This window comes from Paenibacillus algorifonticola (assembly GCF_000971975.1).
GTDB lineage: Bacteria > Bacillota > Bacilli > Paenibacillales > Paenibacillaceae > Pristimantibacillus > Pristimantibacillus algorifonticola.
This window is the reverse complement of record NZ_KQ040784.1, coordinates 44224-58285: the sequence shown is the minus strand read 5'-3', so window position 1 is coordinate 58285 and position 14062 is coordinate 44224. Positions and strand designations below refer to the sequence as shown.

The following is a 14062-nucleotide window of genomic DNA, read 5'->3' as shown; positions in this document are numbered from 1 at the left end:
GTCTTGTGTTTAGTGTGAATGCTGGTTCGTTGAAGTTTCTTGGTCATGATTCATATCCATACCGTCCATATCTTTCATGTCCGTATCACTCATATCCATGTCGTGATCCATGTTGGTGTCTTCTTCTGCAGCTGTGGATCCGCCATGATGATGAGCAGAGCCGCCTTCGCCAATATATTGCATCACGACTTTCTGGAACAGTCCTTCAGGGAAGGAGGAGAACGATTGTACAGTCTCAACGCTTGGCTCAGTCAGCTTCTCGAAGCCTTCTTGTGTCAGCGCTGGAGCGGTTGTTTTCACCTCTTGAACCCATGCTTTATAATCATCCTCGGAAGTTGTCTTCACATTAAAGGTCATTTGCGCAAAATGCTCCCCTGTGAAGTTGGCACCCGAGCCATAATAATTGCCGATCTCATCTGCTTGCAAATAAAGCGTCATTGCCATGCCGGACATCGTATAAATTTGGCCGCCCAACTGCGGAATCCAGAACGAATTCATCGCCGTATCCGAAGTCAGTCTGAACTGAATCGGAGTGCCTTCTGGTATTTGAAGGTAGTTGACTGTAGATATACCCTCTTCAGGATAGGTGAACAGCCATTTCCAATCCAACGAGGTCACTTCAATCGTTATCGGTGCTTTCGCAGAAGCAATGGGCTTGGATGGCTCCAGTTCATACGTATATTTCGCCGTCACGATCGCCAGAATAGCGATAATTACAATTGGAATGCTCCACCAAATAATCTCCAGCTTCGTGCTGTGATTCCAGTTCGGCTGGTAAGGAGCATTGTTGCCTTTTTTGTCACGGTAGCGCCATACGATGTAGCCGGTCAAGATCAAAACGGGAACGACAATAACCAGACAGAGGATCGTTGTAATATAAATCAAATCCTTCTGACTTTCGCCAATCGGCCCTTTTGGATCGAGCACCAGATACTGCTCGCCGCAGCCAGAGAGAAGAACGGCCATCAGCATGATGAGCAGGGGTGTCAATACACGAATATAACGTCTCAAATGGTTCAACTCCTTGGATATACTCTTAGCCTTAACATTAGCAGATGTTACGGAGAATAACTGCTGACTTAACAATTACGTCAACAATTCGTCTTTTTTTTGTAATAGAAAGTTCACCAGTTCGACATTTGTCATTCACTGGCTCTCAAAAAAGCGCCGGCTTCGTCTAAAATATGAGCAAAAAGCCAATTGAGGCGGTTCACGCGGGCTAAGGCTTGTCCTTTCTGTATGAATCATATCGTCATAAATGTGACTACATTAAATAGGTTGAAAAAAATAAAAAGCCCCACTGTCCAAATCGACGGTGAGGCTTTAAATTGCACGTTCTCAATTGTGGTGCTGATCCTGCACGGTTACTTGTGTTCTTCAGACTGCTGCGCCCGTCTTGCATGAACAAGGCCAATTGCAGTGCCGATTGTGTAAATAAATACGCTGCCTACCATAAACCCGAGCCCTACCATAAGCCAAACGTTCTTATCGCTGAAGTGGCTGAGATTTATTAAGCAAAGGACTACGCCTACAGAGAGAACGGTCCAAGCGATGATGGTCATTGCGGTTACCAAACGTTTCACACTAGCTGCAGTTGCTGATTTAACGTCGCTAATTGTTGCTGTTTTCGTTGTCATTATAAACACCCCGTTTACTTGTAAGTGCTTTCTTGCACTCATTATAACACACTTTATGCAATTTGTTCAAAGAAAATTCACGATTTGATCAAATTTTAGACAAAATTAGGTGAAGTGGCTTTACTTTTAGGTTGTTGTATTAGTCGTGCTGCCACCAGCGCTTCAAATCATTCCACCATGATTTTCGCTCCTCGGCAGCTTTGCTCTCTTCTGTTCCTTGATCGGAGGTGTCGCCGGGAGCTCCCGACGCTTCGCCGCATACTTCAATTGGCTCTGTACCCTTGACGAAATATTCGAGCTGCTTTGCCGAGCAGGTGGCTTCTGCCAGCTTGCCGCTGGCGGGATCGACGTAGACGCTGACGACATCCGCCGGTATCGGGAAAATTTTCGGCGGAACCGCCGATAGCGCCTGCTCGGTATACGCGGCGAAAATCGGCGCAGCGCGATGTGCTTCGGCTACGGTCAGCTTGCGGCCTTTATCAAACCCTGTCCACACCGCCGTAGCAAGCTCCGGCGTGTAGCCAACCAGCCAGGCATCATTGGCGGTCGTGCCTGTTTTGCCAGCAACGGGCCGTTTGATCATGGCAGCTACGCGATTGCCAGTGCCTCCGCTCTCGAAGACGCTTTCCATGAGGCTGGTCAATACGAACGCATTTGCGGGATCCACGACCTGCTGGGCCTGCTGCTTCGCTTCATATAAAATGCGCCCGCTGCGATCCTCTATTCGTGTAATGGCGGTCGGCTCTACTCGCTTGCCGCCATTCGCTAACACGGCGAAAGCCGAAGCCATCTGGTACGGGCTGACCGGGAAGGTGCCTAGCGCAAGCGAAGGCAGCGGGCTCATTGGGCTGGTAATGCCCAGCTTGCGAGCTGTCTCAATTACTTTGTCCGCGCCAACCGTCATAATGGTATCTACAGCGTAAATGTTATCGGAGCTGGCAATCGCTTGCCGCATCGTAATAAAGTCATTGGTGTACTTGTCATTGTAATTGCTGGGCTTATACACTTTACGTCCCTCATCATAGATGAAGGAAGTAGGCTCGCTCTTGAATCGAGAAGCAGGCGTCAACTGTCCGCTTTGGAGCGCGGTTAAATAGACAATCGGCTTAAATGAAGAGCCGGGTTGGCGTGTATCCGCAAATACGCGGTTAAATTGATTGTTTTTGTAATCCCGTCCGCCAACCATTGCTTTAATGTAGCCATTGCGCGGATCGAGCGAGATGAGCGCTGCTTGCTGCCCGTCGCTGTTCGCCAATTCTTTGTCGACAGCGGTTTCGGCAGCATTTTGCGCCACAGGATCAAGTGTTGTATAAATCGTAATGCCGCCCTCATTAAGGAGCTGCTCGTTGATGCCAAGCTTGTCCACTGCTAAATACTTCACATAGTCGCGGAAATACGGCGCAAATCCGGCCTGGTTGCCGGCTCCGAGCGGCTGAAATTGCAGCACCTCTTCATATGCCTTATCCGCTTCGGTCTTCGAAATCACGCCATCCTCCGCCATAATGGACAAAATGGTAAGCTGCCTGTCCTTGGCGTTTTTCATATCCATGTGCGGGGAATAATATTTGGGCCCCTTTGGAATGCCTGCCAGCATGGCGCTTTCGGCGAGCGTCAATTCCGATGCTTTCTTATTGAAATACAACGAAGCTGCCGCTTCAATGCCATAAGCGCCATGCCCGTAATAAATTTGGTTCAAATAGAGGCTCAAAATTTCGTCCTTGGAATAATGCATCTCCAGCTGCATGGTGTAGATCGCTTCCTTGAATTTGCGCTGCCACGTTTTCTCATGCGTCAAATACAAATTGCGGGCGAGCTGCTGCGTCAGCGTGCTGGCCCCTTGCTTGGCTGATAACGAAACCGTATTCGCCACGATGGCGCGCCCCAGCCCTTTGATGTCGAAGCCAGGATGGTCGTAGAAGCGCCGGTCTTCAATAGCGATGGTCGCCTTCACCAGATTGGGGGAAATTTGATCGAGCGGAACCGAACGGCGATTTTCGCCAGTATGGAATGTATCGATAACCTGGCCATGCAGGTCGAGCATTTGGGAGGTTTGGCTAATGGATGCTGCAGGCAGCGACTGCATGCTCAAATACAGCAAAGCGCCGATGAGGCAGGCGGTCAGCAGCAGAAACAGTGCGGCGATTCGCCCCGCCCATTTTTTAAATCGATGAAAGGCTGTAGGCTGTAAAACCATTCCGGACGTCTGATGCCGTTGCGCATGATGTACGGATGTTTGTGCCGCTTGTGGGCGCCCAGGCCTGTTCGTGCTTGGACGCTGGTGGAGCCTAGGGAAAAATCGCTCGGAAAACGCAGAAAGCTTGCGTCTTAGCGACGGCTTGACGGGCTTGATTTTGTGCTTGTTCATGGAGCGTGCTCCCTTCGGATGAACGATCATTCCTCTTTAGTATGGAAAAAGCAGGGAGGCTATATTCATCCTGTGTTAGCGGAGTGTTAATTTTTTGGGCGGATATGGTGTAAAAGGTTGCTTTTTGACCTCGTTCTACTATAATACAGATTGAACCATTGACGGAAAGAAGGGATATCACGCTATGGAATTGTGGTACACGGAGAAACAAACTGACAGCTTCGGCATTACAGCGAAGATTAAAGAAACTTATGTGACAGAACAAACGGACTTTCAAAAGCTCGATATGATTGAGACGGAAGAATTCGGTACGATGCTCGTATTGGATGGCATGGTTATGACGACAGTGAAGGATGAGTTCGTTTACCACGAAATGGTGGCGCACCCGATCCTGTTCACGCACCCGAACCCTGAGCATGTGCTCGTTGTGGGCGGCGGCGACGGCGGCGTTATTCGCGAAATCATGAAACACCCTAAGGTGAAAAAAGCAGTCCTCGTTGACATCGACGGCAAGGTTATCGAATATTCGAAAAAATATTTGCCGACTATTGCTGGCGAGCTGGACAACCCGCGCGTAGAAGTTATCGTGAATGACGGCTTCATGCATATCCACGATCACAAAAACACGTATGATGTCATTATGGTTGACTCCACAGAGCCCGTTGGCCCTGCTGCTAACCTGTTCACACGCGGCTTCTATCAAGGCATTTACGAAGCGCTGAAGGAAGATGGCATTTTCGTTGCACAAACAGACAACCCTTGGTTTAAGGCTGATCTGATCCAAAGCGTCAACAAGGATGTGAAAGAAGTGTTCCCAATCGTGCGTGTATACGGTGCGAACATTCCTACATATCCGAGCGGCCTGTGGACATTCACTCTGGGCAGCAAAAAATACGATCCGCTTGAGGTTGACGAAGCGTCGATCGCCGAGATCGATACGAAATATTACACTCCGCGCCTTCACAAAGCGGCATTCGTGCTGCCTAAATTTGTGGAAGACCTGATTAAATAAGCAAACGTACAGAAAGCGAGGACAAGCCCTCATGAAACTCGATCAAAAATATTCCGGCAACGTCTTCATCCTGAGCTCTGAGGACTATGCGGCTTCCAAAGCGGTCATTTATGGCATGCCGATGGATTTCACCGTCAGCTTCCGTCCGGGCTCGCGCTTCGGTCCGCCGCGCATTCGCGAGGTATCGATTGGCCTAGAAGAATACAGCCCGTATCTGGACCGCAGTCTGGAAGAGATTGAATACTTCGATGCAGGCGACCTGCTGCTGCCATTCGGCAACGCGGCACGCAGTCTTGAAATCATCGGCGAATTTGTTCGCGGCGTCCTGAACGATGGCAAAATGCCTGTCGGAATGGGTGGAGAGCATCTCGTATCGTGGCCGATTTTCCAAGAGGTGTATGCGAAATATCCGGATCTTGCGATCATTCACTTTGATGCTCATGCTGATCTGCGTGAAAGCTACGAAGGCGAGCCTTTGTCGCACTCCACGCCGCTGCGCAAAGCAGCAGGACTGCTGGGCGGCAAAAACATTTACCAATTCGGTATTCGTTCGGGCTCGCGCGAGGAGTTCCAATATGCCCGCGAGAACATTAATTTCCACCCGTTCGAGGTGCTGGAGCCTTTGAAAAAGGTGCTTCCAGAGCTGGCAGGACGTCCGGTTTACTTGACGATCGACATCGATGTGCTTGATCCTTCGGCTGCGCCTGGCACAGGCACGGCGGAAGCTGGCGGCATTACATCGAAAGAGCTGATTGAGGCGGTTCACGCTATCGCGGCTTCCGGTGTTAACGTTGTTGGCTGCGACCTTGTTGAAGTAGCGCCTGCTTACGATCCGACAGAGCAAACGCAAATCGTTGCTGCAAAGGTCATTCGCGAAATGCTGCTTGGCTTTATTAAGTAGCCTAACGGGAACGACAGGTTAAGAAGGAAAGTGGAAGAACTAAAGCCTGCCCAGACGAGCGTTATTACGCCGTCAGGCAGGCTTTTTTTGGCCGTCCGTAAATGGTCTTTGAAGCAAGGAGCCGCTCTGTTGTTGCAGAGTGGCTCCTTTTGTGTGAAGCAAACACGCTTATAAATGCGATTGAATCGCTTCGCGAATTTTCATCATCGTGCGGTTCAGGTCGAGATTTTCCAGCACATGCTCGCATTGCTTGCGGTAGACGACCTCATCGGTGTAAATCGAGATGTAGTTGTTGATGACCTCCGCAGGAAGCCCCTTCGCCTCCAGACGCTCAATGACGGTGCGTTTCTCTACGTACAGGAATAGGCGGACGACTTGCTCGCCGTAAAGCTTTTTCATCAGAGATGCACCGTCGCTGTTGAGAATCATATATACATGCTTGCCCTCGCTCAGAGGATCGGTAAGCTCGTGGGTACGGATGCCATAATGATGCTTATGGATGAGGGCCGTTTCGATAAAATCCCCACTTGTATTCATGCGGTCAAATCTCTCTTGATCAATATAGTGATAGTCGCGGTCAGGCGGCTCTGAATCTCTTGGAGGGCGTGTTGTATAAGAGCTGACATGCTTGATGCCAAGTTCCTTGCCAATCCGGTGAGCCATTGTTTTTCTGCCAGATCCGCTAGTACCGGTAAAAATGAAGATATAAGGTCCAGCCATAGCCTGTCGCCTCCTTCATCGCGTAGAAATATAAGTCCATTTATAAGCTCATCTATAAGCACACCACTTATAAAGTCTTATATTTTAAAGATAGCATTCGACAAAAATCGCGTGAATCCTTCTTTTTGGAAGAAGCGGCCATGTTAATATTCAATAAATTGGTAAAAAATTACGACCCCGGCGGCTCCAAAATTTGACCGATGAGATAGGCGATGCGGAAGCGCAAATTGTCGCTGTCATTTCGCAGCTTGCGGCCTGTAAGCTGCTCGCATTTTTCCAAGCGGTAAATGACGGTATTGCGGTGAACGAACAGCTGCTTTGCTGTCTCAGCGATCTGGCAGTTGTTGCTGTGATAAACGACGAGCGTTCGCATCAGCTCGCTGCGCTCTTTTTCCTCCAGTCGGTTCAGCTCCTTGAACATGTCGTTATGAAATTTCCGCAGTTCCTCGACCGGCAGCAAGCGAAGCAAATCTGTCAGCTCCTTTGCATGGTAAAACTGCACGAAGCGGCGTTTGCGGCTGGTGAATGCTGTCTCCCAGGCGTCAATCGCTTCCTTATAGGTCGCTGGAATGTCGGTCAGTTTCTTGACCGGATTGCCAATGCCAAAGGAGACGGCGATGCCTGTGCTTTCGAATACTTGATCGCTGATTCGAGCAAGCAGCTCCGGCGCTATCGTCTGCGCTTCTTCGGGCTGGAAGGTGAGTAGGAGCACGAGCCAGCTCTTTTTGCTGAAAATAATAAAGGACAGCCCTTGCTCCTTGAAGGCAGCCTTTAGGCTGTCGTACAGCTCCTCATAGTCGGATAGCTGCTGTTCTTCAAATGGCCGTGCTTTGATTGACGCCTTGGATGCTGTGGGAGAAGCGGGTTCAGCGGCGCTGCTGTCCGGTCGTGCCACAATGCACAAGGAGGAAGTGGTTCCGGCGTTTAAGCCGTACCGCTTGCCGCGGCGCAGCATCTCCTGCTCGGAGGTGACGAGACCGTCTACAAAATCCGAGAACAGATCATTTTTGTAGCGGCGCGAGCGCTCCTTGACCGCCTGCGTCTTCAGCAGCTCGAAGCTAATGACATTGGCGGCCTGCTCCATGGCAAGCGCGGGAAGCTGCTGGAGCTGGTACGAATGCTGGAGTGAGACGAGAAACCCTTGCGGCTGATAGGTTTTGATCGGATGCACGGCAACATGGTTGAAGACGCCGGGCTCAGGGGCAGTCAGGCAGAAGACGGCTTCCTTGTCCTGGGCGCTCAGCGAGCCTACAGCCAAGCGAATTTGCGGGAGCATGCGGGAATACGGCTCTTTCTGAAAATGGGACGAAGCCGCGACTAGCGTAAGCTTCGGATCAAACAGCATCGTCGGGCTGCCCAGCAGCGCCGCGAGCTCCTGGACGATTTCGTGAATGCCCTGCCCCTTGAGCACAATATTGGAAAAGTGGCGGTGGCTCTCCAGCGCATACCGCAGCTCATCGGTTTGCTTCTCCAAAATAAAGCCCAGCGATTGATTAAGAATATCGCCAAGCGACACATCAAGCGACAGCTCAATAAGCGGGAATTGCAGCTCATCCGCTCTGGCGATGGCGGCTTCCGGCATTTCGGCAAGGAAGCGCTTGGTCTTGATGCCGAGGCCCGCGCAGCCAACGGCTGCCATAGAGGTGATCAGCGCGACGAGATCCTGCGGCGTATCTTTGAGCGCATAAGCTGTCGTTACGAGCAACTCATGCGGCTTAATATAATGGATAATATCCGGGGCATCCATCAAATTGACGGTGCTGACCTTGCGGTTTAGCCCGGCGTGCCCGGCAGCAACTGTCGAGCCGGAGAGGGACGGTATTTTCAATAGATCGGCTAAAATCATCGGTTCCGCTTCCTCGCTCTCTTTATGTGAGAATAGATAACGCGAATATATCATTTTTATAGCTGAAAAACAATGAAAATGAGTTAATATAACCAATCAATCGCTGTATCATTAGTCAATTTGAACAATGACTTGCTCGTGCTCTGCTGATTATAATGGAGGTATGTTAGATTAACTGTGCGATTGGTAGAGGATAGGAAGCGGCATAGAGCAGCTGCAGGGCGTGTTGTTAGCTTCTTGCGGCATGTGCATGCATGGTCTAGCGGTAGAGGGAGGTAGCGCCATGAGTAGTAGCGGACTGGGAATTATAGAAGAGCGAGGAGCGCTCATTTCTTCGCTTGCTGAAGATTTGGAACAGCTGCTGGAGTGGTTGTCCGGTTACGGTAAGCAGGAAAGCGGCGGGGTGACGCGGCTGTTGTATTCCGAAGCGTGGAAGGAGGCGCAGCAGGCGCTTGCTGAACGAATGCGTGTGAGCGGACTTGTCCCTTCCTTCGATCAGGTGGGCAATTTGTATGGCAGACTGGAAGGGACGGGCGTTGCCCTTTCCTCTATCCTGACGGGCTCCCATGTCGATACGGTCAAAAACGGCGGTCTATACGATGGGGCATTCGGCATAGCGGCAGGGATTGTAGCGCTGGATTATTTGAAAAAGCATTTTGGAGCACCTAGGCGCAGCCTGGAGGTCGTGTCCTTTTGTGAAGAGGAAGGCAGCCGCTTCCCTATCGCTTATTGGGGCTCCGGCAGTGTGACGGGCCGCTTTAAGCTGGAGGATGCGGCGGGTGTAGCCGACATGGATGGTGTGCGGCTGGAGGATGCGATGCGGCAGGCGGGTTTTGGAGCCGAGGGAAGCCATGCTGGCAGAGGAGCGGCTGGACCGAGCAAAGCTGAGCGGCGCGACATCGCGGCTTTCGTGGAAATTCACGTGGAGCAGGGGATTGTTCTGGAACGCGAGCAGCTGCAAATCGGAGTCGTTGAGGCGATTGTAGGCCAGCAGCGTTATACCGTAACGGTGACAGGCGAAGCCAACCATGCGGGAACGACGCCGATGGTATGGCGCAAGGATGCGATGCGCGGCGCGAGCAAAATGATTAATTGGCTGCTGGATGCCGCTGCTCAGCAAGGGGCTCCGCTCGTAGCGACGGCGGGCTATATGGAGGTTCGTCCAAATGTAACGAACGTCATACCGCGGGAGGTAGCATTTACCGTTGATGTTCGACATACGGATGAACGGGCTTTGGAGCTGTTTTGCAGCCGCTTCCGCTGTTGTTTCGAAGAAATTGCCGCATCCTTGGGACTTGGATTGCATATCAAGCACTGGATGGACACTTCGCCGGTCTATATGGATGAACAGCTAACTAGGCAGGTGGAGCAAATTTGTGAGCGAAATGGCATTGCTCACCGCCGCATGGTCAGCGGAGCGGGGCATGATGTACAGGAGCTGCAAAGCATTTGCCCTTCAGCGATGATTTTTGTGCCGAGCCGTGCGGGAATTAGCCATTCGCCGCTTGAGCATACCGATTCGCTGCAGCTCGCAGAAGGAACGGTCGTGTTGATTGAGCTTTTATACCAACTTGCCTATGGAGAGGGTTCCCTATGAAAAAATATAAAGATTTATCCCCATCGCCGCGTACGATTATGACTCCGGGTCCAGTGGAGGTTGACCCGCGGGTGCTTCGCGCCATGTCTTATCCGATATTGGGGCAGTTTGATCCCGAATTTACAGGACTGATGAATGAAACGATGGGCATGCTGCGGGAGCTTTTCCAGACGGAAAATGAGTGGGCGTTCCCTATCGATGGCACGTCGCGTTCCGGGCTTGAAGCGGTGCTGACGAGCGTCATTGAACCGGGAATGAAGGTGCTGATCCCGATTTATGGGCGTTTTGGCCATTTGCTGGCGGAAATTTCCGAGCGCTGCGGAGCGGATATTGTAACCTTGGAGCAGGAGTGGGGCAAGGTGTTTGACCCAGAGGAGGTCATTGGCGCGATTAAGCGCGAGCAGCCTGCTGTCGTGGCGATGGTGCATGGCGAAACCTCGACAGGGCGCATACAGCCGCTAGCAGAAATCGGCAGAGCATGCCGGGAGCTGGATGTACTGTTCGTTGTAGATGCGGTCGCGACGATTGGCGGCGTGCCGGTCGAGACGGACAATTGGTGTATTGACGCCGTCATTGGCGGAACGCAAAAATGCTTGTCTGTCCCCTCGGGCATGGCGCCGATTACGTATAACAGCCGAATTGAGCAGCATATAATGCAGCGAAAGCGCATTGAGCGGGGGCTGCGTGATCCGGGCGAACCGCTGCTCGAGCTGGGCCGGACGATTCGCAGCAACTATTTTGACCTGAGCCAGCTTCAGGATTATTGGAGTGCAGCACGGCTGAATCATCATACGGAAGCGACGTCGATGCTGTATGCGCTGCGCGAAGGGCTGCGGATTTTGCTGGAGGAGGGGCTGGAGGCGCGTTTTGCCCGCCATTTGCTGCATGAACGTGCGCTCGCCTCCGGCATCGAAGGAATGGGGTTGGAGCTTTATGGCGATCCGGCATGCAAGCTGCCCGTTGTCACCTGTGTAGCTATTCCGGACGGCGTAGATGGTGAAGCAGTCAGAGCAATGCTGCTGGAGCAGTTCAGCATTGAAATTGCCAGCTCGTTCGGTGTGCTGAAGGGGAAAATATGGCGGATTGGCACGATGGGCTATAGCTGCCGCAAGCAAAACGTGTTGCAGGTGCTAGGTGCGCTGGAGGCCGTCCTGACCTATTGTGGCTCGTCTGTTAATAAGGGGGCTGCCGTTCAAGCTGCGCTCGTTGTTTATCGCGAAGCGGAGGCGACCTGAAGTAGCGAGTAGTGACGGGCAATGGCTTGCCTTCTTGCGTTGCAGTGATAGCCTGTTTAATAGCTTTGTTTAATACAAATAGATTGTGTATGAGCCTGCCCACTGTGGCAGGCTTTTTTCTTTGGGTGGATTTTGCTGGAACATTGGAGGCGTAAACGCAAAGGGTGGTGTTATATAACATGACTAAAAACCAGGGATGTTTTTTGGTTACAATAGACAATGTAAAAAATCCACGTTCCCCTTATAATAATGTTAGTAAACAATACTTAATAAGTGATGAAACATAACATATAAAGAATGATGTGGCATGTTTCGGCGCGATTTTAGCCAAGGAGGCTCCGAGAGAAGCGGTAGTCAAATGGAATAACACATTCATAGGGGGACTAAAGAATGGATCAAACTATTAAATCGCGTCAGCCGTTTTACAAAGGACTATTTTTTCAAATTATGCTGTCAATTGTGGCGGGTATTGCGGTTGGATATTTGTGGCCTACGTTCGGCGTAGCCCTTAAACCTGTCGGCGACGGCTTTATCCGCCTCATCAAAATGGTCATTGCTCCGCTCGTGTTCGTCGTTGTCGTGCTGGGCATTGCCAAGGTCGGCAACATTAAGACGGTAGGGCGGATCGGCGGGAAGACGCTGCTTTATTTCGAAGTCATCACGACGCTGGCGCTCATTATCGGAATGGTGATCGCCAATCTGATGAATCCAGGCGCTGGTATGAATATCGACCCGGCGACTCTATCAACGGACGGTGTGGAGCAGGCGACGAAAAACGGTCATTTGCCGAGCGGCTCGGAGTTTTTTCTGAATATCATCCCAGAGAGCGCTGTAGCAGCTTTCTCTACGAATACGATGCTGCAAGTGCTGTTGGTTTCCTGCTTCGTCGGCTTCGCCATTGTGCATATCGGCGGGCGTACCTCTGAGGTTCTGGTCGATTTTCTAGACCATGTCAGCAAAGTTATTTTTCAAATTATGGGTTATATTATGAAGCTTACAGCGCTTGCGACCTTTGGGGCAATGGCATTTATGGTCAGCCAATATGGCGTTCAGACGCTAATGGCTTTCGGCAAGCTGTTCCTTGCCATGACGGTCGCTTGTGTGCTGTTTCTGCTCCTGCTGGCCGTTGTGATGCGGGTGTTCGTGGGCATTAGCCTCTGGAAGCTGATCCTACTGGTGCGTGAGGAAATCGTATTTGCTTTTGCCACAGGCTCAACGGAGGCGGTTATGCCGCAGCTCATGAACAAATTTGAAAAAGCGGGCTGTGACCGCGCTGTAGTTGGACTAGTTGTGCCGACAGGTTATTCGTTTAATTTGGATGGCGCCTCCATCTATCTATCGCTCGCTGTTGTATTTTTAGCGCAGGCGACGGGTGTGGATCTCGGTTTGAAGGAACAACTGGTGCTGCTCGGTGTGCTGTTGCTCACCTCCAAGGGGATGGCGGGCATTCCAGGCTCGGCATTTGTCGCCTTATCCGCTACTGCGGCAAGTACGGGTTCTATTTCCATGGCTGCTGTTGCTCTTATGCTTGCTCCGGACCGGATCATGGGCAACTTCCGAACGACAGTCAACATTATTGGCTATTCGGTTGCGACGTTTGTGATTGCCCGCTGGGAGGGACTGCTCGATAAGGGGCTCGCGCAGCAGGCGATGCAGCGCAAGATTGTGGCAGAGGCTCCGGCATTGGTGAAGGAAACGCCGATTGCCAGCAAGTAAAACGGTGGTCCATTCATAATTAAAGCTTAAACAAGGGGCTATTCCGAACGCCGAATTTTACAGGCGGAGCGGGATAGCTCCTTTCTCGTCGTTGTGGCATCGGGGGAATGGTCTATTCGGCAGGCTCAAAATAAGCTTTCGTAAACCGTATCCATTCTTGGGCGGCAAACGATAAATAGCCGTCGCGACGCCAGATCATGGCAAGATTCCAAGGAATGACGGGGTCTACCATAGCAATGGTGCTGACGCGCGCCGTATCAAGCTTTTGGCAAATGGCTTCCGGCAGCAGGGCGATGCCCAGTCCAACCGCCACCGTTTCGCTAATAAAATCCCACTGGGAGCTTTCGAGCATGATTTTGGGCTTAAAGCCGAGCCGTGCGCATTCGTCTATGATGCGGGCATGCAGCGCGAAGTCCTCGCGGTACATAATGAACGCCTCCTGCTCGAGCTCGCGCAGTGTAAGCTCGCTGCGTCCTGCCAGCGGATGCTGATGGTGCATCACGACTCGAAGAGCCGCATTTTGAATCGGAAAAACCTCGAATTGGTCATTTCTCACGGGCAGCATTACAATTCCCGCATCAATGGCGCCGCTGGCGACCTCTGCCTCGACTTTCAGCGAGCCCTCTTCAACCAGCCGAATGGTCAGGCCGGGATAACGTTTGACGAATTGGCTGACGATTTCGGGAAACATAATCGAGCTGATCATCGGTGGGAGGCCAATGCGCACCAGCCCTTTGCGAAAGTCGGTTACATCGTTAAGCTCGTTCTGCAGTGTTTTGAACAGACGGATAATATCTTGCGATTGGGCAACGATGGCCTGCCCTGCGTCGGTTAGCTGCACTTTTTTGCCGGATCGAATGAACAGGGGAGTTTGCAGCTCGTCCTCCAAGTTTTTAATCATTTTGCTAATGGTAGGCTGCGTAATATGCAGCGCCTCGGCTGCTTTCGTGAAGCTTTCGTGGCGCACAACCTCCAGCACATATTCCAAATGACGAATGTCCATGCGAATACTCCTTCTTCTTTTTCCATAGAT

The 14062-nt window shown here is 51.4% G+C and carries 11 protein-coding genes; 5 read left to right on the top strand and 6 right to left on the bottom strand.

Annotation, left to right across the window (positions count from 1 at the left end):
• Positions 1-9: 9 nt before the first annotated feature.
• The 3 genes from cyoA to WH37_RS05590 form a co-directional block, all read right to left on the bottom strand.
• Complete coding sequence (gene cyoA, locus WH37_RS05600; RefSeq protein ID WP_082110673.1) at positions 10-972, bottom strand: ubiquinol oxidase subunit II; 963 nt, start codon at positions 970-972, stop codon at positions 10-12.
• A 392-nt stretch (positions 973-1364) separates the two neighbouring features.
• Complete coding sequence (locus WH37_RS05595; protein WP_046229591.1) at positions 1365-1637, bottom strand: hypothetical protein; 273 nt, start codon at positions 1635-1637, stop codon at positions 1365-1367.
• Between the two features lie 139 nt (positions 1638-1776).
• A complete protein-coding gene (locus WH37_RS05590; protein ID WP_052736834.1) occupies positions 1777-3831 on the bottom strand; it encodes a transglycosylase domain-containing protein in 2055 nt (684 codons plus the stop codon).
• A 355-nt stretch (positions 3832-4186) separates the two neighbouring features.
• Between WH37_RS05590 and speE the strand changes: the two genes are divergently transcribed.
• Positions 4187-5014: a polyamine aminopropyltransferase gene (speE, locus tag WH37_RS05585; RefSeq protein WP_046229590.1), complete on the top strand. Its 828-nt coding sequence runs from the start codon at positions 4187-4189 to the stop codon at positions 5012-5014.
• A gap of 31 nt (positions 5015-5045) precedes the next feature.
• Positions 5046-5915: an agmatinase gene (gene speB / locus WH37_RS05580; protein ID WP_046229589.1), complete on the top strand. Its 870-nt coding sequence runs from the start codon at positions 5046-5048 to the stop codon at positions 5913-5915.
• 168 nt (positions 5916-6083) lie between these two features.
• Here the strand turns inward: speB and WH37_RS05575 are convergent, their stop codons facing one another.
• A complete protein-coding gene (locus WH37_RS05575; protein ID WP_046229588.1) occupies positions 6084-6635 on the bottom strand; it encodes a guanylate kinase in 552 nt (183 codons plus the stop codon).
• A gap of 169 nt (positions 6636-6804) precedes the next feature.
• Positions 6805-8481: a PucR family transcriptional regulator gene (locus WH37_RS05570; protein ID WP_046229587.1), complete on the bottom strand. Its 1677-nt coding sequence runs from the start codon at positions 8479-8481 to the stop codon at positions 6805-6807.
• 283 nt (positions 8482-8764) lie between these two features.
• Between WH37_RS05570 and allC the strand changes: the two genes are divergently transcribed.
• The 3 genes from allC (at position 8765) to WH37_RS05555 (ending at position 13029) form a co-directional block, all read left to right on the top strand.
• Entirely contained in the window at positions 8765-10078 is a 1314-nt protein-coding gene (gene allC / locus WH37_RS05565) for an allantoate deiminase (protein WP_046229586.1), read from the top strand.
• Positions 10075-11313, top strand: a complete 1239-nt coding sequence (locus WH37_RS05560; RefSeq protein WP_046229585.1) for a pyridoxal-phosphate-dependent aminotransferase family protein — start codon at positions 10075-10077, stop codon at positions 11311-11313. Before allC ends, WH37_RS05560 begins: the two co-directional genes overlap by 4 nt.
• 390 nt (positions 11314-11703) lie before the next feature.
• The gene (locus tag WH37_RS05555) at positions 11704-13029 is read left to right on the top strand and encodes a cation:dicarboxylate symporter family transporter (RefSeq protein ID WP_046229584.1); all 1326 of its coding nucleotides are present in this window, start codon (positions 11704-11706) and stop codon (positions 13027-13029) included.
• A gap of 112 nt (positions 13030-13141) precedes the next feature.
• On the opposite strand, the gene WH37_RS05550 is transcribed toward WH37_RS05555, so the two are convergent.
• A complete protein-coding gene (locus WH37_RS05550; protein WP_046229583.1) occupies positions 13142-14032 on the bottom strand; it encodes a LysR family transcriptional regulator in 891 nt (296 codons plus the stop codon).
• Positions 14033-14062 lie beyond the last annotated feature (30 nt).

Bases quoted from the DNA above. Each gene is read 5' to 3' on its own strand.
- WH37_RS05575 (WP_046229588.1), bottom strand. From the start codon at position 6,635: ATGGCTGGACCTTATATCTTCATTTTTACCGGTACTAGCGGATCTGGC.
- allC (WP_046229586.1), top strand. From the start codon at position 8,765: ATGAGTAGTAGCGGACTGGGAATTATAGAAGAGCGAGGAGCGCTCATT.
- WH37_RS05550 (WP_046229583.1), bottom strand. From the start codon at position 14,032: ATGGACATTCGTCATTTGGAATATGTGCTGGAGGTTGTGCGCCACGAA.
- WH37_RS05570 (WP_046229587.1), bottom strand. From the start codon at position 8,481: ATGATTTTAGCCGATCTATTGAAAATACCGTCCCTCTCCGGCTCGACA.
- cyoA (WP_082110673.1), bottom strand. From the start codon at position 972: ATGCTGATGGCCGTTCTTCTCTCTGGCTGCGGCGAGCAGTATCTGGTG.
- WH37_RS05595 (WP_046229591.1), bottom strand. From the start codon at position 1,637: ATGACAACGAAAACAGCAACAATTAGCGACGTTAAATCAGCAACTGCA.
- speB (WP_046229589.1), top strand. From the start codon at position 5,046: ATGAAACTCGATCAAAAATATTCCGGCAACGTCTTCATCCTGAGCTCT.
- WH37_RS05560 (WP_046229585.1), top strand. From the start codon at position 10,075: ATGAAAAAATATAAAGATTTATCCCCATCGCCGCGTACGATTATGACT.
- WH37_RS05590 (WP_052736834.1), bottom strand. From the start codon at position 3,831: ATGGTTTTACAGCCTACAGCCTTTCATCGATTTAAAAAATGGGCGGGG.
- speE (WP_046229590.1), top strand. From the start codon at position 4,187: ATGGAATTGTGGTACACGGAGAAACAAACTGACAGCTTCGGCATTACA.
- WH37_RS05555 (WP_046229584.1), top strand. From the start codon at position 11,704: ATGGATCAAACTATTAAATCGCGTCAGCCGTTTTACAAAGGACTATTT.